Raw genomic sequence first — 22,458 nt, 5'->3', positions numbered from 1 at the left:
GTTAATGTGCGATTGCGATCTTGCGGCGCTCCATTTCTGCAGCATCGAAAACCATGCCGAGGCCCGGCGCGGTCGGTAGTTCGAACCTGCCATTCTTCGGCTCGGACGGATTGACGAACACGGACGAACCTCTCTCCCAGTTGTCCGCAAGTTCGACCGGCTTGGCCAAATGCATGATGGTGCTGAGCACGTGGATGTTGGCGAGATGGCCAACGGTGGGCTGCGTCTGGTGCGGCACGAGCTCCACACCGGCGGCATGAGCGACGGCGGCGCATTTCATCATTCCGGTGATGCCGCCCATCTTGATGATGTCGGGCTGAACCATTCTGACGCCCGCATCGATAAGATCTCGAAGCCCCTGCAGCGTATAAGTCTGCTCGCCAGCCGAGACGGTGATGTCGAGTCGCTGGGCGACTTCGCCCATTGCGCGCACGTTGTAGTGCTGGACCGGCTCCTCGAACCAGGTGTAGCCGAGATCTTCCAGGACCCGACCCACCCGCATGGCCCCGCCGACCGAATAGCCATTGTTGGCGTCGAAGCCGAGGACGAACTCGTCGCCAAGAAGCTTGCGAACCGCCTTGGCTTTTGCGATATCGCCGGGAATGTCCACGTCCTGACGGCTGCGGTCTCCATCCCACCGGATTTTGACAGCCGCAGGATTTTCCTTGGAAACACGCCGTTCGACCACCCGAAGAACTTCATCGACCGTCCGGGCAGCATTGCCCCCGATGGACGCGTAGCATGTCAGACTGGTCTTCCACGCGCCGCCCAGCAGCTTGTAGACCGGCTGCTTGAAGAGCTTGCCCTTCAAATCCCACAGAGCGATGTCGAGCGCGGCAAGAGCAGAGGTTGCGATCCCCTCGGGACCGAGCTTTACGCAGCGATGGAACAGGTCATCGAGCAGGACGGCGTGGTCAAGAACGTCCTTCCCGACGAGAAAGGGAGCCATGTCCCTTGCAATGACGACAAGCGACGCGTAGCCGCCCTGCATTGGCGACGCCTCGCCGAGGCCGAACTCACCGTCCTCGGTTTCGATGCGGACGAAGGCGCTTTTCGAAGCATTTGCGCCATCGGAAAGGGCCAACTGGAATGGCTCAACTTTGGTGATCTTCAACGAACTTTCCTCCCAATTACAAGATATTACCAGGTGACTGCGATGTATTTCGTTTCGCAGAACTCCAAGATTCCATGGTGCGCGCCCTCCCGGCCGAGACCACTTTGCTTGACGCCGCCGAAAGGAGCGGCGGGATCAGAGACGATACCCCTGTTGAGGCCGACCATGCCGGTTTCGAGCCTTTCCGAGACGCGAAGGCCACGAGCAAGGTCGCGGGTATAGACATATGAGATAAGCCCGTATTCCGTATCGTTTGCAGCAGCGATGACCTCCTCTTCCGTCTTGAAGGTCGTCAGCGCTGCAATCGGTCCGAAGATCTCGTCGCGTGTGATCGCCGCATCCGCCGACACGTCACGCAGAACCGTCGGCGGGAAGTAGAACCCACTACGTTCGAGAGGCTTTCCACCGGTCAGCACCTTTGCGCCGCGTCTAGTTGCGTCCGACACCAGGCCATCGATCCGCTCAAGTGCACCCTTGTTGATCACGGGGCCGCATTGCGTCGCCTTCTCGTAACCTGGTCCGACTGCCATGGCGCCCATGCGTTCTGCGAGCTTGCCGGCAAAGGCGTCGACAATGCCTTGCTGGACATAAAAACGATTGGCTGCCGTGCAGGCCTCGCCGCCATTGCGCATCTTGGCAATCATTGCGCCTTCGATTGCCGCATCGAGATCGGCATCGTCGAAGACGATGAAGGGCGCATTGCCGCCAAGCTCCATTGAGCAGGAAATCACGGTATCGGCGGCCTCGTGCAGGAGCTTTCGGCCAACCTCGGTCGAACCGGTAAAGGACAGTTTCCTGACGCGCGGGTCATGCAGCATCTTGCTGACAACGGGACCGGATTTTTCCGTCGTGATCACGTTGACGACGCCGTCTGGAACACCGGCCTGCGCGTAGAGTTCAGCCAGTGCATAAGCGGTAAGCGGGGTTTCAGTCGCCGGCTTCAAAACGCAGGTGCAGCCAGCAGCCAGTGCCGGAGCGATCTTGCGAGTCGCCATGGCGGCCGGAAAGTTCCACGGTGTCACAAGAACGGCGACTCCGATCGGCTGGTGCTGCACGAGGATCTTGTTTGCACCAGAGGGAGCTGTCGATATCTCGCCATTCAGGCGGACGGCCTCTTCAGCAAACCAGCGGAAGAATTCTGCGGCGTAGGCGACCTCACCATGGGCGTCGCCAAGCGCCTTGCCGTTTTCAAGGCTGATGAGCTCGGCCAGCATGTCCTTCCGTTCGATCATCAGTTCGAAGCATCGACGCAGGATCTCGGATCGCCTGCGCGGTGGCGTTGCTGCCCAGGCCGGGCCTGCCTCGTGGGCTGAAGTGACGGCGGCAAGCGCATCCTCGATCGAGGCATCGGCCACAGCTGCGATCACCGCTCCGGTGGATGGATCGATCACGTCCAACCGCTTGCCGGCCTGTCCCTCGCGCCATTTTCCCCCAATGAAAAGCTTCGTCGGCACCGAAGCGATATCGAAACTGATCTGCGAGGTAATCTTCTGCATGATGGACATCGTCAACTTGCCTTTCTCGTGAGTGCACTGGCCCTGAGACGACCCCGGTCGCCGCGGAACGCGGCCTCCACGAGTATCGCCATGGAAGCTTGATCCAGAGGCCGCGGGTTGTTCTTGACAAGCCGAACGCTGCCCAAGGCCTGCTCCACGACTTGCGGAAGTTGGGACTCGGCGACGCCGAGGTCTGCGATCGTTTTCGGGATGCCGATCGATGCGAAAAGATCGGCGACGGCATCGATCGTGGCATCTGCGCGCTGCTGTGGCGAGCGGCCGCCAAGATCAACGCCCATGGCCTCACCGATCTGTCCAAGCTCGGTTTCACAGTGGTCGCGGTTGAATTCCATGACATAAGGCATCATCACTGCAACGCCTGCGCCGTGCGCGGTGTGGGTCATCGCACCGACCGGATACTGGACAGCATGGGCAGCCGCCGTGCCAGCGGTACCGAAAGCGAGACCCGCTGTGGTCGCTCCAAGCATGAGCCGCTCACGAGCTTCTGTGTCGTTGCCGTTGTCGCAGGCCCGCTTCAGGCTTGCCGCTATGTGAGAAATCGCCATGAGCGCGTAGTGATCACTGAGCGCATTCTTTCCAAGAAAGACGTGTTCATGCACGATACCGGCGGTCGGCCGGCGCCGGGTGGTCGTAAATGCTTCGATGGCATGCGTCAGCGCGTCTGCACCCGATACGGCAGTAAGGCCCGGCGGGCAGGAATAGGTCAGTTCCGGATCGCAAATGGCGGTGTGACAGATAAGATGCGGACTTGCGATACCGACCTTTACAGCCCGATCAGGATCCGTAATGACTGCAACGGGCGTTACTTCCGATCCGGTTCCCGACGTTGTCGGCAGAAGAATGAGTGGCAGGACCGGGCCTGGCACTTTGAATTCACCGTAATAGTCGGAAGCGCGCCCACCGTGGGCAAGCAGAAGCGAGGCGACCTTTGCCGCGTCCAGGCAGCTTCCGCCACCGATACCAATGACCAAGTCGGCCCCAAAGGCCCTGCCTGCGTCGAACGCGCTGGCAATGCATTCCAATGGCAGTTCGGCGATCGTTTCGTCGAAGACTTTGGCTTCGACACCAGCCTTCCCGAGCGCGTCCATGAGAACCCGGAAATCACCCTCCCCACTAAGTCGCGCGTCGGTCACGACCAGCGCCTTTTGCCCAAGAGACGCGGCATAAGCAGCCAATGCAGCACGTTGACCGGCCCCGAACACGAGGTTGCGTGGCGTACGTAGTGTTCCAAACAGCGACAAATTTCTTCCTCCTGATTTGGCTAGGCCGTTGCTTTGACGGCTGCGAGCGACCTCAATCGCTGGTAAACCTCGTCCGAGATCGGAATCCCTTCCTTCCGCAGCGTCTCGCGACAGGCGCGGCCACGCTCGCCAGGGATCAACACGCTGGAAAACCCGGCAGCCGGCGGCATCGAACGGATTTCCTCGAGATATGCCTGCAAATCACGTCTTGGGCCTTTGATGAGGATGAAAACATCGCCCTTGTTGCAGACGCTTTCGTCATCCAGCGTTCCGACAACCTCGGTGCCGAGGGCCGCGCCGGAAAGGCTGCTGACGAGCAACTCGAGGGCAAGACCAAGCGCGTAGCCCTTTGCCTGCCCAAATGGTGCGATCGCGCCCTTCTTCGCAGCCTCGGGATCCGTGGTCGGATTCCCGTCGACGTCGAGCGCCCAACCCGGCGGAATTGGTTGGCCACGATTCGCGTGGTCATGGATTTCGCCCATCGATACGAGACTGGTTGCGGTATCCATCATGAACGGCTCGCCGCCGGTTGGAACACCTATAGAAATGGGATTGGTTCCGAGCATGGCCCTGCGGGCGCCCCATGGATGCACGAGGGCTTCGCTGGTCGAGAGCGCGATAATGGTAAATCCCTCCGCTGCCACGCGTTCAGCATACCATCCCAGCATCCCGATATGGTTGGAGTTGTTGATGGCTGCCAGAGCAACGCCATGCTCGCGCGCTCTTGCCTTCAATGCATCCAGAGCAAAGTTCGCCACGACGGGCCCCAGTCCGCGTTGTCCATCCACGGCGAGAAATCCTGCGCCCCGCCAGGTGTGGCTGCCTCGGGCGGCAGGATCGATGACGCCATTTGCGATACGTTGAACAATTCGATCAAGTCGCAAAAGGCCGTGCGAGGGGACACCCCGCAGTTCGGCCTCCATGAGAAGATCGACCTGGAGGTCCCGGTGCTCGGCATCGACGCCTGCGTGTTCGAGCACGCGATCAGCAAGCATTTTGAGTTTCGACGCTTCAACAATGACCACGATATCAAATCCGATCGGATATTTCATTGCGATGGCGGCACTATGGTGCTAAGAAAAACACACGTCAAGGAGCTTTTCGAAAAAATGGGAAAAGAGATGAGCGGCTCAACTTCTAGTGAAACCAGCACGCTGCTGCGGCGCCCGCCTCGTCTCGGGGAAGAGGTCTATAACGCGATCTATGCGCAGTTGATGTCGTTGAAAATACCGCCAGGTGGGCGGATCGCGGTCGACAATCTTGTTCGGGAATTAGGGGTGTCGCAGACACCAATCCGTGAGGCTCTGTCCCGCCTGGAAGCCCAAGGGCTGGTAGTCAAGACGCACCTCATTGGGTACAGCGCGGCCCCGCAGCTCGATAAGGCGCGGCTGCAACAGCTTTACGAGCTTAGGCTGCTATTGGAACCGTTCGCTGCAGCACAAGCTGCCAAATCAATGTCGGAAACAACGATTTCGGAACTCGAGGCGATCGATGAAGAGATGAGAGCGATATCCCATGAGGATGCCCGTCTCGCCTACGGTCGATTCGCACAGAGCGACAGCAAATTCCACGACACGATAGCTCTTGGCAGTGGGAATGCTCTGATCCATGAGACGCTCGCACGACTACATATCCATGTACATTTGTTTCGCCTCTATTTTCATTCGCGGGCGACGAGTGACGCGAACAATGAGCACGCACTAGTTATCTCCGCCATCAAAAGGCGCGACCACGCGGCGGCCGAGAGGGCTATGCGCGATCATATCGAGCGGTCGCGGGTTCGATTCATGGCAATCTTTTCAGGAGTTTGACCTATTTTTCGTTGATCGGCCAGGACACTGCCTACGACCCGAACTCGGATACAGTCTTGTGATGATTTAGCGTCAAGGCAAACGCCTTTACACGCCTGTCGGGACCATTGATGTCGAACAGCGCGGCCCAGTCACACCCCGGGTGCATATCGAGGTGCCGGGCATCGCAGCCATCCTGATTTGCCGCTTCGGCTCGGACAAGGTTGCCGCTTGCGCGCCGGAAGGCGCGGCAGCGGTCTGCTTCGCGCACCGCGGCGATGAAGGGCGGCTGCGATATCAGGACCGGGATTCGACGGACTGGCCACTTCCTCGGAGGATCCGCAACGAATCGAGCGGCCAGTGACGAGCAAATCAGCATCGATGCTGTGAAGCATTTGGGGGGACCTAACTCCCTGAACTATCGTCCGCATGGAGAACTCCCCCGCCATCTGGCTCAGACAGCGTGGCCCGCGATCTTTTGCGGGCAATCCGGACGCAGGGTCAGGTACCGTCGATCTCGTCCTGTCTGTGTTTCAGCGTGACGGGCGGGTGATTGGCTACGAAATCCGCCTAATTCCATGGCGGCCTTTCGTCGACCAGACTGCCCACTAGGAACACGAATACGTGTCCGCCCGTTTCGCCGTCGGAAAAGCCAAATTGGGATCTTCATCCTAGAATGACTAGGAGTTTCAACCTATAGGAACGTTTTGCTGACTTTGGGGCGTTGGTGCGCGGATAGTTATGCAGGCGCTATTCAGTCTTGATGACGTTGGTCATTTTGTTGCCGGCGTCGTTGCCTTGCACCGCACGGATTTCTGGCGTGCACAGATGAGCATTCGGTTAAGGATGGCGACGCCGATGGCCACCTCTGTCAGTTGAGTGGGGCAAGAACGTGCCCGCAGGCGACGCCCGATGATCCCCTTGTATCGACTCATTGCCGTTTCAATTAAAGCCCGTTTGCCATAGCCGGTGGAGGCCTGCCATTTTAGCCGACCATCGGCCTGGATTGATGCGACATGACAATCCCGTTGGTTTACCGGCTCAGCCTCCTGTCTTGCCACGGCCGTTGCGCGCGGTGGAATGACGATCTTTGCTTCAGTACTGTGGCGCAGGACAGCGTTGTAGGTTGGATCCCCATCATAGGCGCCATCGGCGGTGAACCGGCCAATCTCATCGTCGATCTGGTCGAGCAACGGCGCCACCTGCGAGGCATCGCTGGTGTCCTGATCTGTCAACGCATGCGCAATGATCTCGCCACTGTCGGCATCAAGCGCCAGATGCAACTTGCGCCAGCCACGGCGGGACTTGGCACCATGCTTTTCTTCAAGCCATTGGCCTGCGCCATAGATCTTCAGCCCGGTGCTATCGACCAGCACGTGAAGTGGAGCATCTGGTTCAGCCCGTCGTTTGGCAGATGGTTTCCAGGTTCTTGCCCGTCGGCTGAGGGTCGTGTGATCGGGCACGGGCAGATCCAATCCCATCAGCGCAAGCACCGAACTCAAAAGCCCTTCGCTTTGGCGCAGCCGCAGTCCGAACGCTATGCCCAACATCAAGGTCGTCTCGATGGCGAGATCAGAGTAATGCCGCTGACCACCGCGTGTCGTTCGGCGCGGTGCAGCCCAACCCGACAGCGCCTCCGGCGTCAACCACAGGGTTAGGCTGCCGCGACGGCGAAGACCCGCTTCATACTCCCGCCAGTTCGCCACTTTGAATTTCATTTTGCCGATGCGATGTCGGCGGGAGGCGTTGTGTTTATGCGGCATGGTGTGCGGATCAATCACGCTGTTTGCGATTGCGGACCCATAGGCGGAAATCGTTGAAATTTGATCCCTGCACCAATGCTCGCGCCGGATGCTTCTTGTTATCGCCAAGACCTGCTGCGCGAGGATGGCTGGCCCCGCACATCGCGGCGGGGCCAGACTGTAGCGATCGTCAGCGGGCCGCCCAGTTGGCGCCGCGGCGGAAGATGGTCTTCATCTGCGGCACATCGAATTCCTTGGCCTGGTGGCCGAGCGAGGAATAGAAGACGCGGCCCTTGCCATAGTGGCGCTTCCAGACGACGGGCATCACGACGCCATTGATCCAATAGGCATGGTCGCCGGTGAAGGTCGTGGTGGCGAGCACTTCGTTCGAAGGATCGACGTGCATGTAGTACTGCTCCGACGTGTAGGGGAAATCGGTTATTCCCTCCATGAGCGGATCATCGGGCCGGGTGATGTTGACGGTATAGTCGATGATATTGCCGGGATGCGCGACCCATTGGCCGCCGATGATGAACTGGTATTCGACGCTTTCGCGGAAGCTGTCACCCGCGCCGCCATGGTAGCCGGCAATGCCGACGCCGCTTTCGATCGCCGCGGCAAGGTTTTTCACTTCTTCCTTTTCGATCTTCGACATGGTGACGATCGGCACGATCAGGCTGAGATCATGGATCGACGGATCGGCAAAAGCTTCGGTGCTGTTTTCGAGATAGACCTTGAAGCCGTCTTCTTCCAGCATGTCGCGGATGATATGGGCGCATTCCTGCGGTTCGTGGCCGCTCCAGCCGCCCCAGACGATAAGTGCTTCGCGCATATTGCATTTCTCCTGATTAGCGGCCGATTTTTCCGTCCACGAGGGACTCGGACAAGGGGGCCGGACGTTCTGTCTTGGTGGTGATGGCGACCGTGCGGCCGGTGTCGGACGCGCTCTGGAAGGCTTCCATGACTTCGAGCACATGCAGCGCCAGGCTGCCGTTGGCGCGATGCGGCCGGTTGGAGCGGATGGCATGGGCAAGGTCGGCGACGCCGAGCGAGCGATAGTTGCCGTCGGCATAGGGTGCCGTCACTTCGCGCTCGTCGAACTGGCCGCCCTTCTTCAGGAACTCGACCGGGCCGGCGAAGCGGTTCGGATCGGGAACGATCAGCGTGCCCTCGGTGCCGTAGACCTCGAGCGGAACATGCTTGTGGCCGGCGACTTCGAAGCTCATGCCGATCTGCACGACCGCGCCGTTGGCAAAGGCCATGACGCCGGCGACGTGGGTCGGCACGTGCACGGGAATGTGTTCGCCATTGCGCGGTTCGCTGGTGATGATGCGTTCTTTGCGCGGCGTTACCGCGAAACCGGCGACCTGCGCGACAGGCCCGAGCAGGTTGACGAGATCGGTGATGTAGTAGGGACCCATGTCGAGCATCGGGCCGCCGCCGACTTCGTAGTAGAAGGCCGGGTTCGGATGCCAGCGTTCATGGCCCGGGCACATGAAGGTCGCGGTTCCGCCGACCGGAATGCCGATCGCGCCTTCGTCGATAATGGCTCGCGCCGTCTGATGGCCGCCGCCGAGGAAGGTATCGGGCGCAGCGCCGATGCGCAGACCCTTGGCGGCCGCCGCATCGGCAAGCCTCTTGCCTTCGGCGAAATTGATGCCGAGCGGCTTTTCCGAATAGGTGTGCTTGCCGGCATCGAGCGCCTGCAGGCCGACCGCGACATGGGCCTTCGGGATCGTCAGGTTAACGATGATCTCGACGGAGGGATCGGCCAGCAGAGACGCGACGTCGACGGCCTTCAGGCCGAATTCGGCGGCCTTGGCTTCTGCCAGCTCGCGGTTCAGGTCCGCAACGCCGCGGATATCGAGAATGGGGAATGATTTCATCGCGTTGAGATAGGCGCCGGAAATGTTTCCGCAACCGATGATGCCAATGCCGACCTTTTCCATAACTTCCTCCAAATGAAGTATCTTGTTGTGCCTTGGGGATCAGAGCGCCGGAGCAGGCCCGGTGGTTCCCCAGGGTGATTCATAAAGTTCGCGCAGAGCGACGACCGCGGCGCCCTGCGCCCAGGTTTCATCCGTCGACTGGTCGAAGACGAGTTCGGTGACGCCCTTGATCGAGGGCGGGATCGCCACGGAATAAGCCTGCCGCAGGCTGTCGAGAAAGGGTTGGCCAAGCGCAAGGCTGGAGCCGACGAGAATGACGCGTGGCGGCGCAAACAGCGTCACGATATTGGCGAGCGCCATGCCACATGCCTCGCCGGCGCGGATCGCGGCGCTGATCAGGGTGTTATCTTCGGCGGCGATCAGGGTCTTTGCATGCGCCATGCCGCGACCAAGCCGGATCGCCTCGGCAAAGCGTCCGCCGGTCGGCTGGTCGCCGAGGATGGCGCTTTCGCCGGCCTGGCTCGCGAGCCTGATGGTGCCCTGCGGTCCGATGCCGAGCACGAGGTCGCCGAGATTGTGGCTGAGGCCGCCGGCGCCGCGGAAAAGCTGACCGGCGTGCAGAACGCCGAGGCCAAGTGTCTGTTCCAGCGACACCAGCACCATGTCGTCGAGGTCCTTGGCCTTTCCGAACCAATGGTGCGCCAGCGTGATGGCGTGAGCGTCGCTCTCGACGATGGTGGCGATTCCGAGGCGCTCGGTCATCTCGGCCGCGAAATTGACGCCGCTTTCGCGGAAGATCGGGCTGGTGCGGACATGGCCGGTGCGGTGTTCGATGACGCCGGGCAGGCCCAGGCAGACCGAATCGATCTCTTCCAGCGACAGGTTGGCATCGACGACGCAACGCCTGACCCCATCCTCGATCAGATCGGCAATGACGCTGATGGGCTGGCGGTCGACGCGCAGCGCCAGCGTCAGTTTCGACAGGACCTCGCCCCGAAAGTCGGCAACGACAAACACCATCCTGTTGGCGGCGATCTTGGCGCCGACGACCCTTGCGGCATCCGGGTTCAGCTCCAGCATGACCCGCGGTCGGCCACGGGCGGCGGCCTCGCGCAGGTCGCCTTCCGTACGGGCAAGGATGAGGCCGTCATCGAGCAACGAAGCCGTGATCGCAGAGACGGTGGTCGTCGACAGTTGCGTGCGTTCGCTGATTTCGACGCGTGCGATCGAACCCGCCCGCCGGATGGTATCCAGCACGTTGAAGCGGTTTATCGCCCGCATAAGTTCGGGATCTGCTGTTTTCATGAAAATCTTGCCGAGTGGGATCTCCCTTCGGCGACGCCTTGATATTTTTGACGGGATGCGAATTAAATACTCTATGGTTGTTGCCCGGTGTCAAGCCGTATTGCCGAAATTTCGGGGTCGGTGGTTGACTTTTCGGCAAAGCTCCGTTGAATTAATCCGCATAAGGGAAAAATTCTCTGAAGCTCTTATTCCCTTGGGAGGAGAAGATCATGTTTTACGAACGTAGGGCGAAGGCCCTCCGGCGGACGCGTGTTGCCGCCATTGCTGCCGCGACCGGTCTTGCCATGCTTTTGGGCGCCGGCAGCGCCGCGGCGGAAACTGTCGTCAAGTGGCTGCACCTGGAACTCGATCCGAACTATGTCGCCATCTGGCGCAAGATCGCGGATCAGTACGAAGCGCAACATCCGGGCGTGAAGATCGAGATGCAATTCCTGGCGAACGAAGCCTTCAAGGCAAAGCTGCCGACTTTGTTGCAGTCGAACGACGCGCCGGACTTCTTCTACACCTGGGGCGGCGGCGTGCTGAAGCAGCAGGAAGAGACCGGCACGCTGATGGATCTGACCTCGGCGATGAACGCGAAGGATGGCGCCTGGGTGAAGACCTATAACCCGGCGGCCATCAAAGGCCTGACCTTCGACGACAAGATCAGCGCCGTGCCGTTCAAGCTCGGTACCGTCTCGTTCTTCTACAACAAGGCGCTGTTTGCCAAGGCCGGTGTCGACGCCAGCGCGATCAAGACTTGGGACGACTATCTCGCCGCGGTCAAGAAGATCAAGGATGCGGGTATCGTACCGATCGCCGGCGGCGGCGGCGAGAAGTGGCCGATCCACTTCTACTGGAGTTATCTGGTGATGCGTGACGGCGGCCAGAAGGTCTTCACCGACGCCAAAAACGGCCAGGGCAACGGCTTCAACGATACGGCGATCATCAAGGCCGGCGAACAGCTCGCCGAACTCGGCAAGCTCGAGCCCTTCCAGCCCGGCTATCTCGGCACCACCTGGCCGCAAGCGCTCGGCGTCTTCGGAGACGGCAAGGCGGCAATGATCCTCGGCTTCGAAAACACCGCAGCCAACCAGCGCACCAATGCCGGCGACGGCAAGGGCCTCGCCAACGACAATATCGGCCGTTTCGCCTTCCCGGCGGTGACCGGCGGCGCCGGCCTTGCAACCGACACGCTGGGCGGTCTCAACGGCTGGGCCGTGACGAAGAAAGCCCCGCCGGAAGCTCTCGACTTCCTCGCCTATCTGACCAACGCCGAGAATGAGCGGACCATGGCGCAGGCCGGCATGATCATCCCGGTCACCATCGGCTCCGAGGATGGCGTGAAGAGCCCGCTAATGCACGCATCGGCCGAGCAACTGGCGCATTCGACCTGGCACCAGAACTTCTTCGACCAGGATCTGGGTCCGTCCGTCGGCCGTGTCGTCAACGACATTTCGGTCGGCATCGTCTCCGGCCAGATGACCCCGAAGGACGGCGCCCAGCAGGTGCAGGACGCATTCGAGCAAGACCAGCTCTAAGAGAGACGGACGCCGGCGGTCCGCCGCTGGCGTCATCGATTTTCTGAATTCCGAGTATCAGGATTGTTCATGACGAACATCACCGCAACGACCGCCCTCGGGCCTACCGCGCAGGCGAAATCGACGACGCGACGCAAGAGCCCGGCAGCGCGCGGTCGAATGCCCGTGATCCTTCTGTTTTTGCCGCCTGCACTGCTGCTTTTTACCATCTTCGTCATCCTGCCGATGGGAGAGGCCGCCTGGTACAGTCTCTACAAATGGAACGGTTACGGTCCGCCGACGGAGTTCATCGGTCTGCGTAACTTCCAGGTTCTGTTCAAGAACTCGGCGTTCCTGACCGCACTCAAGAACAACGCGCTGATCATCCTGATTTCTATCTGCATTCAGGTGCCGCTTGCCATCTGGCTCGCGACCATGCTCGCAAACCGCATTCGCGGCGTCGTGCTGTTCCGGCTGATCTTCTTTCTGCCGTATGTCCTTGCGGAAGTTGCCGCCGGCCTCATCTGGCGCTTCGTCTACGACGGCGACTATGGCCTGTTTGCCGCGATTTCGCATTTCCTCGGCGTGGAGACGCCTTACGTTCTCGCCGACAAGAACCTTGCGATGTATGCGGTGCTCGCTGTCATCGTGTGGAAATATTTCGGTTTCCATATGATGCTGTTCATCGCCGGCCTGCAGTCGCTCGACAAGAGCGTGCTCGAGGCGGCCGAGATCGACGGCGCCACCGGCTGGCAGAAATTTCGCTATGTCACCCTGCCGCTGCTTGGTTCGACGCTGCGCCTGTCCGTGTTCTTTGCGGTCGTCGGCTCGCTGCAGCTCTTCGATCTGATCATGCCGCTGACCGGCGGCGGACCGTTCAACTCGACGCAGACGATGGTGACCTTCCTCTACAATTTCGGCGTCACCCGCATGCAGGTCGGCCTCGGCAGCGCGGTCGGCGTGGTGCTGTTCGTGATCTGCGTCACCCTCGCTTTCGGCTACAAACGGATATTTATGCGCAATGACTGACATGGCTTCATCCGTTCGCATGCGCACCGGCACGAAAATCTATCTCTACGTGTCGCTGACGATCATCGCCGCCATCGTGCTGATCCCGCTGCTGACGACTGCGCTCGGCGGCTTCAAGTCGCTAGGCGATCTCAGGACCAATCCGTTCGGACTGCCCACCGAGTGGCATCTCGAGAATTATACCGGCATCCTGTTCGGCGACCGCTACTGGCGGCAGATGATGAATTCGCTGATCATCGCGCTGCTGACCGTGTTCCTGACGGTATCGGTATCGGCGATGGCGGCTTTCACCTTCGCCCATGTCAAATTTTTCGGATCCAACTTCCTGCTGAACTATTTTCTGATCGGCCTGATGTTCCCGGCGGCAACGGCGATCCTGCCGCTGTTCATCCGCATCCGCGATCTCGGCCTGCTCAATACCTATTGGGGCGTGGTACTGCCGCAGGTGGCCTTCGGGCTCGGCATGAGCATTCTCCTCTTCAGGAATTATTTTCGCAATCTTCCGGAAGAATTGTTCCAGGCGGCCTTCGTCGACGGCTGCGGCTATATCCGGTTCTTCTGGCACATCTCGCTGCCGCTTTCCCGGCCGATCGTCGCCACCGTCAGTATCATTTCCTTCGTCGGCAGCTGGAACAGCTACATCCTGCCGCTGATCATGCTCAATTCGGACTCGATCTACCCCTGGCCGCTTGGCATGATGGTCTATAGCGGCGAGTTCGGCACGGAGTGGGAACTGGTGCTGGCGTTCATTACGCTGACCATCATGCCCACCATCATCGTTTTCTTTCTTGCGCAAAAGCACATCATCGCCGGCCTGACCGCCGGTGCGGTGAAGTCCTGAGCCACAATCGGAGCAAGGCCTATGGCATCCGTCGAACTTCACAATATCCGCAAGGCCTATGGCGCGATGGACGTCATTCACGGCATTTCACTCGCCATCGAGGACGGGGAGTTCATCGCCCTCGTCGGGCCTTCGGGCTGCGGGAAATCGACGTTGCTGCGCATGATCGCCGGGCTCGAGGAGATCACCGACGGCGATGTTTCGATCGGCGGGCAGGTGGTGAACAGCATGACCCCGCGCGAGCGCAATATTGCGATGGTCTTCCAATCCTACGCGCTTTATCCGCACATGACCGTCGCCGAGAACATGGGCTTCAACCTGAAACTGTCGGGTGAAACGAAGCCGGTCATCGAACAGCGGGTGAACGAGGCGGCGCGCATGCTCGACCTTACCAAGCTGCTCGATCGCAAGCCGGCGCAGCTCTCTGGCGGCCAGCGCCAGCGTGTCGCCATGGGCCGCGCCATCGTGCGCAATCCGGCCGTCTTCCTTTTCGATGAGCCGCTGTCGAATCTCGACGCCAAGCTGCGCGTGCAGATGCGCTCGGAGATCAAGGCGCTGCACCAGGAGGTGCAAACTACCTCAGTCTACGTCACGCATGATCAGATCGAGGCAATGACGCTAGCGGACCGGATCGTGGTTCTGAACCAGGGGCGCATCGAACAGCAGGGCACGCCGATCGAACTCTATCGCCAGCCGGCCAATCTCTTTGTCGCCGGCTTTATCGGTTCGCCGGCGATGAATTTCCTCGATGGCGTGGTGGACGGCGTCGCCGGCGCGCCCGCGGTCCGGCTCAAGGACGGAACAGCGGTGCGCATTGCCGATGCGCGCAAGGTAAAGCCGAGCCAGGCCGTCAAGATCGGGCTTCGGCCGGAGCATCTGAGCCTGTCAGGCAATGGATCGCCTTTGAGCGGCCAGACGCTGCTGGTCGAACCGACGGGCGCGCAGACGCATGTGCTCTTCGGGCTTGCCGGCGAGCAGGTGACCGCCGTCGTCGACGGCGAAGCACCCGTGCGTTTTGGCGAACAGCTGAAGGTCGCCGTCAATGCCGAGCAAGTCTACGTTTTCGACAGTGGCAGCGGCCTGGCACTGTAAAAGCCGATCTCAACTGGATTGATGCGACCTAGTAGATGAGATCGCGAAGGCAGCCGACGAATTACGTGATTTCAATGCCAAACCGTCGGGGACGTTGAGAATAAACTCTGATGCCGCGGCTGCCGAGCAGGTGCTATGGCTCTTGTTGCTCAAATTCATAGCGTCGTTTCCCGACGTGCAGGTTGAGATGGTGAGCGAGAGAGGGCTGGTCGATATCGCCGAGCACGGTTTCGACTGCGGCATCCGTTCTACTGAAATTGGGGTCTTCCTCACTTTGTGTGGAGCTCAGCCAATTTGATCGGCATCATCCGCGCTCTCAGAAGCTCCGGGCCTGCTCTGCCGTACATTGCGCGCTTGATCGTCTTCAGTCGGTTGATCTGACCTTCCGCCTGACCATTGCTCCAGGGCAGGTCGATGGCGTTACAGACGGCGTCGATATCCCGGCGAAGAACGCGGGCAAAACGGGCCAGGAAAACGAGGCCAGAATGAATGGCATCATCGATCCATTCTTCGAGTTTCGCCGAAGCTCGGCCATGAAATATTCCGCGAAATCGCATGGAGAAGCTGCGCAAAACAAGCAAACGTCTGTGATCCCTGTTTGAGGGTATCCACTTTCCGTGCTTGATTGATGGTCAGCGCGCCGCGCGGCTTTATGCAAAGCGTAGCGGCGACAATGGGTGAGATCAAATGACCGGTTTGCGGATCACGGACAGGCAAATTGTCAGGTGCTCTGTCGGAGAGCCCATTCCGAGCGGGCGCCGCATCATCCTTATCCTCATCCGTTTCCGGTCTCTCGGCGCGGCGCCATGTTGCCAGGAGGCGCTCCAGATTAGAAAAGCTGCCTGTGTATCCTCGGTGCTTGATATCGTAAAACAGATGCCGCCCACGGCGGTTGCCATCCTTCCAACTCTGGGTGAGGAACGCTTCGAAATACAGAGGAGACGTCGGCTGTAGCGCGCCTCTGCGTCGATCGGGTGCAGTTTCTAACGTCAGCCATTTCGTAATGCTTCGTCGGCCATATCCTGTACGACGCGCAATATCCGAGCAGGTCAGGCCTTCTTTGCTCAAGGCATGTACCGTCTCGAATACATCCTTGCGGGACTGTCGATGTGCCCGGCGAAGTTGATTGCGCCCCGGTGTTTCGGGGGTCGGTTCATGCAAGTTTCGATTGCCATGATCAAACGCGATGTCCTCGTCAGGCAGCAGTGCCCTGCCTGCAGCGCGGCCAGAAAGGCTCATCTCTTCTTCGATAGCGAGCCGCAAATTTTGGATGAGATGAAAGCGATCTGCCACCTGAGACGCTTGCGGCGCACCCTCTCGAGCGGCCTGTGCGTAAAGTCCGCATCTATCCCGGCTGACGACCTCAATGGACGGGCGCTGCTTCAACCATTGTGCAACGCTTGCCACACTCCGGTCTTCGAGAATGTCCATGACCTTTCGGCGTTCGAGATCGACGATGATCGTGCCGTAGCGCCAAGATTTCCTCCAACTCCAGTCATCGATACCGACGATCCGAGCCGATGGCTGATCGTCGACCCGTGAAGCATTGCGCTTCAAGTGCCGGAGGATGGTGTCGTCGCTGATCGACATCCCCAGCCGCTCCATCAAGCGCTCTCCGGCCGCCCGCCAGTACTATGGCCAAGCAGACCGACTATCTCGGCGACCCTCGTTGTCCTGCGGGCGTAAGGGGTTGCAATCGCCGGGACCCGGCCCGTGAACGTTTGACGTCGGCATTGCCGATATGTGCAACGCCAGCGGCCCAATTGAAGTCTTACCGTCACCTCATTACCTTGGATCGGCAAGTCCTGAAGGCTTCGGTACGACCAACCGTGCCGACTTCTGCTCTGATGTCGGCAATCCGGGCATATGCCAGATGATGGTCCGCACGCAGACACAACCCAATCGCCTTTGTCGCTGGATACGACGCTCTGCACCTTAATGCCCGGGCCGGGCGACCATTTCGATTTCGTTTGCATGCCAGCTCATACCAACGTCATCGCCAACGATTTGTTAACCACACAAAGTGAGGAAGACCCAAATATGTGGAGAAAGGAACAAAACAAGAATTTGGCGTCGCGGCGAATCGGCAGAGGACGTATGAAGACAGATCCATGCTTGAGGTAAAACTTTGGTCTACCGCTTCCTGCATACCGCCGACGTCCATCTCGACTCGCCTCTGAAAACGCTGGCGCTGCGCAACCCTGAACTCTCCGATTTGATCGGTCTGGCGACGAGGCGTGCGTTCATCCGCCTTGTCGAGCTATGCCTCGAAGAGCAGGTGGACGCGCTCGTTCTTGCCGGTGATCTCTACGACGGCGATCAGACTTCGATGAAGACAGCTCGTTTTCTGGCGGAGCAGCTCCGGCGTCTCCACGAAGCAGGCATCCGGACGTTCATCGTCCGAGGCAATCACGACGCGCTGTCGAAGATCACGGCCGAACTGGTGATGCCGGACACAGTGAAAGTGTTCGGGGCGACAGCAGAATCGATAGCGATCGATCGTGGCGCCGGCCACTTTCCGGTGACGATCCACGGCCTCAGCTTTGCAAAGCCGCACGCTCCACAAAGTCTGTTGCGGCATTACGCCCTTCCTGTCCCGGACGCAGTGAACATCGGTGTCATGCACACGAGCCTGGGCGGATCGGAGAGGCACGACCTTTATGCTCCTTGCAGCGTCCCGGACCTTCAGCAAAGCGGCTTCCGCTACTGGGCACTCGGCCATATCCACAAGCGCTCCATCGTCGAAGATGCTGCCTCAGTCATCGTGATGCCCGGCATGCCGCAGGGGCGTGACATCAACGAGGATGGCCCGAAGTCGGTTTCGCTCGTCACGATCAGGGATGATCGCTCGATTGTCGTTGAAGAACGCCACACGAGCGTCGCGCAGTTCGAGAGACTTGTGGTCAACGTGTCGGGTGCATCCGAATGGAAGGATGTGATCAGTACGATGTCGGCCGCGCTTGAAAGATTGCGTTCGGAGGTCGAAGCCGATCACCTCGTGGCTCGCGTTCAGCTCCATGGTTCGAACGAAATGGCCTGGCGCATCCGGCGCGATCTGGACCTGCTTCGTACCGAAATGGAAACGCGGGGATCGTTGATCGGGAACGTATGGATAGACAAGGTGCAGACTTCTTGTTCCGTGCCCAGCGGCATCGGGGACACCGCGGCCGGCGCCTTGGCGGAATTGACGTCCATCATCAATGACGACGTACTCACGTCGACGGCCTATCAGCAGGAACTGGTTTCCATCGCGGAGGAGCTCCGTGGCCAGCTTCCGGCAGAACTCCGGGACATCTTTGGGACGGACGAGGGAGCCCTGCAGGGCGCGCTTGCCGGCTTTGCTCGGGAAGGCTCGGCGGATGTAATGGCGCGGCTGCGCGGCACGCAAGGGGAATAGATGCGGATCAACCGGCTCGATCTCGCCCGCTACGGCAAATTCACGGACGGTGTTGTTGACTTCGGCTCTCGGCCGATCGGGTCGCCGGACCTGCACGTCATCTACGGCCCGAATGAAGCAGGGAAGTCCACAACCTTCGATGCGATCGTGGATCTGATCTTCGGAATCGGCGCCTCCAGCCGATACGGATTTCTGCATCCCTATCCTACGATGCGCATTGGAGCGGACATCAACGTCGGCAATAAGAACCGCGAGTTCGTGCGCATCAAGCGGCCGCAGAACAGCCTTCTCGACGACGAGGAACGTGTCCAGCCCGAGGCTGACATAAGAGCCGACCTGGGCGGCATCGATCGCGAGGCCTTCACCACCATGTTTTCGCTCGACGACGAGAGCCTCGAGAAGGGCGGGGAGGGCATTCTTGCAAGCAAGGGCAATCTTGGCGAATTGCTGTTCGCCGCCAGCGCGGGCCTCTCGGACCTCAGCAAGCAGTTGACCGCCATCCGAGGCGACGCCGACAGCTTCTATAGGTATCGTGCCAAGAGCGGCGCGCTCGGAGAACTCAAGATCAGGCTGGCCGATCTCAAGCAGCAGCGCGATACACTCGATCTACAGGCAAGCGAGTTTCAGCGGCTTGTTCTCGAGCGCGACAGGCTCGCCCGCCTTTACGACGAGGCAATCAGTGCGCGGGCAGGGACGCAGCGGAGGATCGACGAAATCAGGCGCGTTCTCAACGCTCTGCCCGTCATGTCCCGGCTCAGCGCGTTAAAGGATCGCCTCACCGGTCTTGAGGTTGTTCCGGAGCCACCGGAGGTCTGGCGGCAGGAGGTACAGGACCATAAGCGGAGCGAAATCGAGCTGCGGGTGAAGCTACAGGACGTTTCCCGTTCGATCGCTTCGCTGGAAGATGAGATCGCGCAGATCGCGATCGATCCCGCTGCATCGGCTGCGGCTGCCCAGATCGATGAGCTGTCGGAGCTTCGAGCGCGCTATGTAACCGCCGACAAGGACATCCCGAAGCTAACCGCGCGTGCGGCTGAGCTCTCGATTGACAGCATCCTCGTTCAACTTGGGAGGCCGAAAGAAAGCTCTCCGGAGCGCCTGCTTCTCGACGCCGCCACGGTGGGATCGTTGCGGGGGTTAATCAGTGCGAAGTCAGGCGTCGACGCAAAGCGCGTCGCGGCACAGGACGAACTTACAAAGGCCGAACGGGCTTTAGCGAACCAGGCGGAGGAAGGGGTCGATCATTCTCTGGCGTCGCCGAAGCAGGCCAAGGCGTTCGAAGCTCTCCAGGCCACTCTGAAGGTTTCGCCGAAGTCGGATCAGGACGTGGCACTCCGCTCGCTGTCGCGTCGACGCGACGCAGCATCAGAAACGCTCTCCGAGGCAGTGCGAGCGTTGAGGCCGTGGCAAGGCGATGTGGCAGAGCTTTCTTCGCTGATGCCGCCCTCCAATTCGCGGGTGGAGACCTGGAAGGCAAGGTTCACCGCTTTGGACGATAAACATCGCGCATCAAAGGCGGAGCTGCAGCGCCTGGAGCCCGAAGCACGAAGACTGGACGCTGAAATCGAAGCCCTGCGCACGCAAGCAGGAAGCATAGACGAAGCGACCGCTGAGGCTATTCGGACGGAGCGGGAACTGGCCTGGATGGCGCATCGACAAGTTCTGGACCAGGCGTCGGCGGATGCTTTCGAAAAGGCGCTGCGCGCCGACGATCAACTGACGGCGCAGCGGCTCATGCATTTTGCAGAGGTAGGCAGGCTTAGCCAGCTTCTGCAACGTCGCGCGGCAGTCGGAGCTGATATTCAAAGTCAACAGAATGCCTTTGAAGAGACCACGTCCGACATGGATGTGCTTCGATCGGAGATCCGTCAAAGTATCGGGCAGTCGGACTCTCATCCCGCCATCGCGGATGACCCTTGGGAAGTGGATGAGTGGCTCCGGAGGCGCGAAGCGGCACTCAGGGCTAGGGACGAGCTGGCGGCCATCGAGCGGGAGATCGCCGAGGTCCGCGATTCCATCGAGCACGCGAAGCGGCTGCTGTTGCGCGCCCTGGCCGACGTAAAGGTGGCGTTCAATGCGGACACCGACATCACCGCGTTGATGTCATTCGCGGAAGACGCTCTGAGTGCCTTCCACGCCTCTGCGAATGCGGCCATTCAAATCGAGAGGCTTCGGAAGGAAGTCGCCGAGAGGAGACATGTCCTGGAGGCCGTCAAGGACGCTGCCACAGCGTGGTCGACCGACTGGGAAACCGTCTGCGGCGGATGCTGGCTTCGCGAAATCGGACAAGCTCCAAATGTCGGCGCCGTTGCAGAGATCCTGACCGTTCTCGAACGGCTGTCTTCTGCCGTCGAGGCGCGGGAAGGGCTGGTCGACCGCATTCAGAAAATGGAGAAGGACAAGGTTTCGTTCGAGACGAGGGTGCACGAGCTTTGCGCGTCGCTCGATCTGGCAACCGACGGGACGCCGCTCGCGCTATGCCAGGCAGTCTTCGAGAAGATCAAGTCGGCGGGTCTGGACGCCGAACGCCTTGAAAAGCTGAAGCGCGATTTGGACAATATGCGGCGCGACGAACACGCACTCAATGTCGCCCAGGATCTTCTCGTAGCGCGCGTCACTCAGATGTTGGAGTTCTTCGCTGTAGCCACCCTCGAACAGGTCGAGAGCGGCATTGACCTCGCGGCACGGCGCCGGGACCTGGCAAACGCGATCGCAGAAGCAGAACAGGAACTGCTTCAGATGACCGGTCGCGAGTCTGTAGCGGAGGTCGAGGAGATGACCGCCTCTATCGATCGGTCAGAGCTGGAGGAAGAACTCGCGAAGCTGGCACCCGTTCTCGACGATCAGGACGCCCGATGCCGGGAAGTCTTCCACAGCCGATCGAAGGCCCAGGACGCACTCGATGAAATCGGCGGCGATGCCAAAGTTGCCACACTGGAAGAACAGCGACGGACGACGTTGCTTGAGATCGAGGAAAGCGCTCGTCGGTATATGGAGGTCCGCGCGGGCGTCGCGGCTGCCGAGCAAGCTCTAAAGCTGTATCGGGACCGTCATCGCAGCGGAATGATGGCCCGTGCATCGGACGCATTCCGTACAATCAGCCGAGGCGCCTATCAAGGCGTAGCCGCCCAGCCGGGGAAGTATGGCGACGTTCTGATCGCCGTGTCGGCTTCCGGGGGATCGAAGGCCGCAAACGAGTTGTCGAAGGGTGCCCGGTTCCAGTTGTATCTGGCTCTTCGCGTTGCCGGCTACCATGAATTCGTCGCCAACCGGACGCCGATCCCGTTCATCGCCGACGACATCATGGAGACCTTTGACGACTTCCGGGCCGAGGAGGCGTTCCGTCTGTTTGCGGAAATGGGGATGCATGGGCAGGTCATTTACCTAACCCATCACAGGCATCTCACCGAAATTGCTAGGAAGGTTTGCCCGAATGTGCGGCTGCATGATCTCGAGGAAGTCGGGAAGCCAGCGGCCCTACATGTTGTCGCGGCGGAGTAGTTGAACGTGTGGCCTAGACTAGGGATGGAGTTGCTCGACTCGGCCGCAAGGTTCGCCTCAGGTACCTACGTCGCGGGCAGGAGACCTACTAAATCACGATCGCCAAGACCGGAGCGCACTGGGAAGGGGACTGGTGAACCAGAACCCGTGGCGAGGGCGTCATGGACGCCGAAGCTGGCGACGTAATCGAAGTTCTTCACGGCAGCCTGATCAGGAAGGCGGTTATTGAAAGCGTAGGCTGATTTGCCGACGGCACATGGATCCAGGGCGCGACTATTCCTTGGTCGGCTTCAGCAGTCTTACCAGACCGTCAAAGTCTTCAACATTCCGCTCCCGGCATTCCTTGTCCTGGGGGGGCGCGGATCGACGAGGAAGTGATCGACCATGTTCCTGGCATTACCCGACAGCGCCCAGTTCATCGGAATCTCCAGCTTGCAAAGGTCGGTGGTGAAAACCTTGGCGCGGTCCGTAGTCGATGGCACGAACGGGCCGTCCCTTAGG

Annotated in this window: 17 protein-coding genes and 1 pseudogene; 8 read left to right on the top strand and 10 right to left on the bottom strand. The window is 60.1% G+C overall.

Going from position 1 to position 22,458, the window contains the following annotated elements; translation table 11 throughout:
* Position 1 precedes the first annotated feature (1 nt).
* Genes HGP14_RS26890 through HGP14_RS26875 form a run of 4 tightly spaced genes read right to left on the bottom strand, consistent with a single transcriptional unit; the run spans position 2 to position 4,867 of the window.
* A complete protein-coding gene (locus HGP14_RS26890; protein WP_168832923.1) occupies positions 2-1,114 on the bottom strand; it encodes a mandelate racemase/muconate lactonizing enzyme family protein in 1,113 nt (370 codons plus the stop codon).
* Between the two features lie 26 nt (positions 1,115-1,140).
* Positions 1,141-2,610, bottom strand: a complete 1,470-nt coding sequence (locus HGP14_RS26885) for an NAD-dependent succinate-semialdehyde dehydrogenase (protein WP_246704595.1) — start codon at positions 2,608-2,610, stop codon at positions 1,141-1,143.
* 11 nt (positions 2,611-2,621) lie between these two features.
* Positions 2,622-3,872 (bottom strand): iron-containing alcohol dehydrogenase, encoded by a 1,251-nt coding sequence (locus tag HGP14_RS26880; protein ID WP_168832921.1) that lies wholly within the window; start codon positions 3,870-3,872, stop codon positions 2,622-2,624.
* Between the two features lie 20 nt (positions 3,873-3,892).
* Entirely contained in the window at positions 3,893-4,867 is a 975-nt protein-coding gene (locus HGP14_RS26875; protein WP_246704594.1) for an Ldh family oxidoreductase, read from the bottom strand.
* On the opposite strand from HGP14_RS26875, the gene HGP14_RS26870 reads away from it, so the two are divergent.
* The gene (locus tag HGP14_RS26870) at positions 4,820-5,683 is read left to right on the top strand and encodes a GntR family transcriptional regulator (protein ID WP_312862188.1); all 864 of its coding nucleotides are present in this window, start codon (positions 4,820-4,822) and stop codon (positions 5,681-5,683) included. The genes HGP14_RS26875 and HGP14_RS26870 overlap by 48 nt on opposite strands.
* A gap of 752 nt (positions 5,684-6,435) precedes the next feature.
* On the opposite strand, the gene HGP14_RS26865 is transcribed toward HGP14_RS26870, so the two are convergent.
* From HGP14_RS26865 to HGP14_RS26850, 4 genes are all read right to left on the bottom strand, one after another.
* Positions 6,436-7,425 carry an IS5 family transposase gene (locus tag HGP14_RS26865; protein WP_168832963.1) on the bottom strand — a complete coding sequence of 330 codons (990 nt, stop codon included), beginning with the start codon at positions 7,423-7,425 and terminating at the stop codon, positions 6,436-6,438.
* Positions 7,426-7,594: 169 nt separating this feature from the next.
* Positions 7,595-8,236: a ThuA domain-containing protein gene (locus HGP14_RS26860; protein ID WP_168832919.1), complete on the bottom strand. Its 642-nt coding sequence runs from the start codon at positions 8,234-8,236 to the stop codon at positions 7,595-7,597.
* A 16-nt stretch (positions 8,237-8,252) separates the two neighbouring features.
* Positions 8,253-9,353 (bottom strand): Gfo/Idh/MocA family protein, encoded by a 1,101-nt coding sequence (locus HGP14_RS26855; protein WP_168832918.1) that lies wholly within the window; start codon positions 9,351-9,353, stop codon positions 8,253-8,255.
* A gap of 39 nt (positions 9,354-9,392) precedes the next feature.
* Positions 9,393-10,598, bottom strand: a complete 1,206-nt coding sequence (locus tag HGP14_RS26850; RefSeq protein WP_168832917.1) for an ROK family transcriptional regulator — start codon at positions 10,596-10,598, stop codon at positions 9,393-9,395.
* Positions 10,599-10,807: 209 nt separating this feature from the next.
* Here HGP14_RS26850 and HGP14_RS26845 point away from each other — a divergent pair, with 209 nt between their 5' ends.
* The 5 genes from HGP14_RS26845 to HGP14_RS36755 all read left to right on the top strand — a co-directional run bounded on the left by HGP14_RS26845 (position 10,808) and on the right by HGP14_RS36755 (position 15,357).
* Positions 10,808-12,118, top strand: a complete 1,311-nt coding sequence (locus HGP14_RS26845) for an ABC transporter substrate-binding protein (protein ID WP_168832916.1) — start codon at positions 10,808-10,810, stop codon at positions 12,116-12,118.
* 69 nt (positions 12,119-12,187) lie between these two features.
* Positions 12,188-13,126 (top strand): carbohydrate ABC transporter permease, encoded by a 939-nt coding sequence (locus tag HGP14_RS26840; RefSeq protein WP_168832915.1) that lies wholly within the window; start codon positions 12,188-12,190, stop codon positions 13,124-13,126.
* Positions 13,119-13,967: a carbohydrate ABC transporter permease gene (locus HGP14_RS26835; RefSeq protein ID WP_168832914.1), complete on the top strand. Its 849-nt coding sequence runs from the start codon at positions 13,119-13,121 to the stop codon at positions 13,965-13,967. Before HGP14_RS26840 ends, HGP14_RS26835 begins: the two co-directional genes overlap by 8 nt.
* Before the next feature lie 21 nt (positions 13,968-13,988).
* Positions 13,989-15,059 (top strand): ABC transporter ATP-binding protein, encoded by a 1,071-nt coding sequence (locus HGP14_RS26830; protein ID WP_168832913.1) that lies wholly within the window; start codon positions 13,989-13,991, stop codon positions 15,057-15,059.
* Between the two features lie 40 nt (positions 15,060-15,099).
* Entirely contained in the window at positions 15,100-15,357 is a 258-nt protein-coding gene (locus HGP14_RS36755) for a LysR substrate-binding domain-containing protein (RefSeq protein WP_168832962.1), read from the top strand.
* Here the strand turns inward: HGP14_RS36755 and HGP14_RS26820 are convergent.
* Positions 15,329-17,035: pseudogene (locus HGP14_RS26820) on the bottom strand (ISL3 family transposase). The gene HGP14_RS36755 and the pseudogene HGP14_RS26820 sit on opposite strands and share 29 nt — an antisense overlap.
* A 152-nt stretch (positions 17,036-17,187) precedes the next feature.
* Here HGP14_RS26820 and HGP14_RS26815 point away from each other — a divergent pair.
* The gene (locus HGP14_RS26815) at positions 17,188-18,456 is read left to right on the top strand and encodes an exonuclease SbcCD subunit D (protein ID WP_168832912.1); all 1,269 of its coding nucleotides are present in this window, start codon (positions 17,188-17,190) and stop codon (positions 18,454-18,456) included.
* Entirely contained in the window at positions 18,457-21,957 is a 3,501-nt protein-coding gene (locus HGP14_RS26810) for an AAA family ATPase (protein WP_168832911.1), read from the top strand.
* A 299-nt stretch (positions 21,958-22,256) separates the two neighbouring features.
* Here the strand turns inward: HGP14_RS26810 and HGP14_RS26805 are convergent, their stop codons facing one another.
* Positions 22,257-22,439: a hypothetical protein gene (locus HGP14_RS26805; RefSeq protein WP_168832910.1), complete on the bottom strand. Its 183-nt coding sequence runs from the start codon at positions 22,437-22,439 to the stop codon at positions 22,257-22,259.
* Between the last annotated feature and the right edge of the window lie 19 nt (positions 22,440-22,458).

The sequence above is a fragment of the Rhizobium sp. P32RR-XVIII genome (assembly GCF_012641395.1).
Taxonomy (GTDB): Bacteria; Pseudomonadota; Alphaproteobacteria; order Rhizobiales; family Rhizobiaceae; genus Rhizobium.
This window is presented reverse-complemented; position numbering and strand designations above follow the sequence as displayed.

Excerpts from the sequence above, each read along its gene's own strand:
- HGP14_RS26885 (WP_246704595.1), bottom strand. The coding sequence starts at position 2,610 with ATGCAGAAGATTACCTCGCAGATCAGTTTCGATATCGCTTCGGTGCCG.
- HGP14_RS26875 (WP_246704594.1), bottom strand. The coding sequence starts at position 4,867 with ATGCTTGCTGATCGCGTGCTCGAACACGCAGGCGTCGATGCCGAGCAC.
- HGP14_RS26865 (WP_168832963.1), bottom strand. The coding sequence starts at position 7,425 with ATGCCGCATAAACACAACGCCTCCCGCCGACATCGCATCGGCAAAATG.
- HGP14_RS26860 (WP_168832919.1), bottom strand. The coding sequence starts at position 8,236 with ATGCGCGAAGCACTTATCGTCTGGGGCGGCTGGAGCGGCCACGAACCG.
- HGP14_RS26855 (WP_168832918.1), bottom strand. The coding sequence starts at position 9,353 with ATGGAAAAGGTCGGCATTGGCATCATCGGTTGCGGAAACATTTCCGGC.
- HGP14_RS26850 (WP_168832917.1), bottom strand. The coding sequence starts at position 10,598 with ATGAAAACAGCAGATCCCGAACTTATGCGGGCGATAAACCGCTTCAAC.
- HGP14_RS26845 (WP_168832916.1), top strand. The coding sequence starts at position 10,808 with ATGTTTTACGAACGTAGGGCGAAGGCCCTCCGGCGGACGCGTGTTGCC.
- HGP14_RS26840 (WP_168832915.1), top strand. The coding sequence starts at position 12,188 with ATGACGAACATCACCGCAACGACCGCCCTCGGGCCTACCGCGCAGGCG.
- HGP14_RS26835 (WP_168832914.1), top strand. The coding sequence starts at position 13,119 with ATGACTGACATGGCTTCATCCGTTCGCATGCGCACCGGCACGAAAATC.
- HGP14_RS26830 (WP_168832913.1), top strand. The coding sequence starts at position 13,989 with ATGGCATCCGTCGAACTTCACAATATCCGCAAGGCCTATGGCGCGATG.
- HGP14_RS26810 (WP_168832911.1), top strand. The coding sequence starts at position 18,457 with ATGCGGATCAACCGGCTCGATCTCGCCCGCTACGGCAAATTCACGGAC.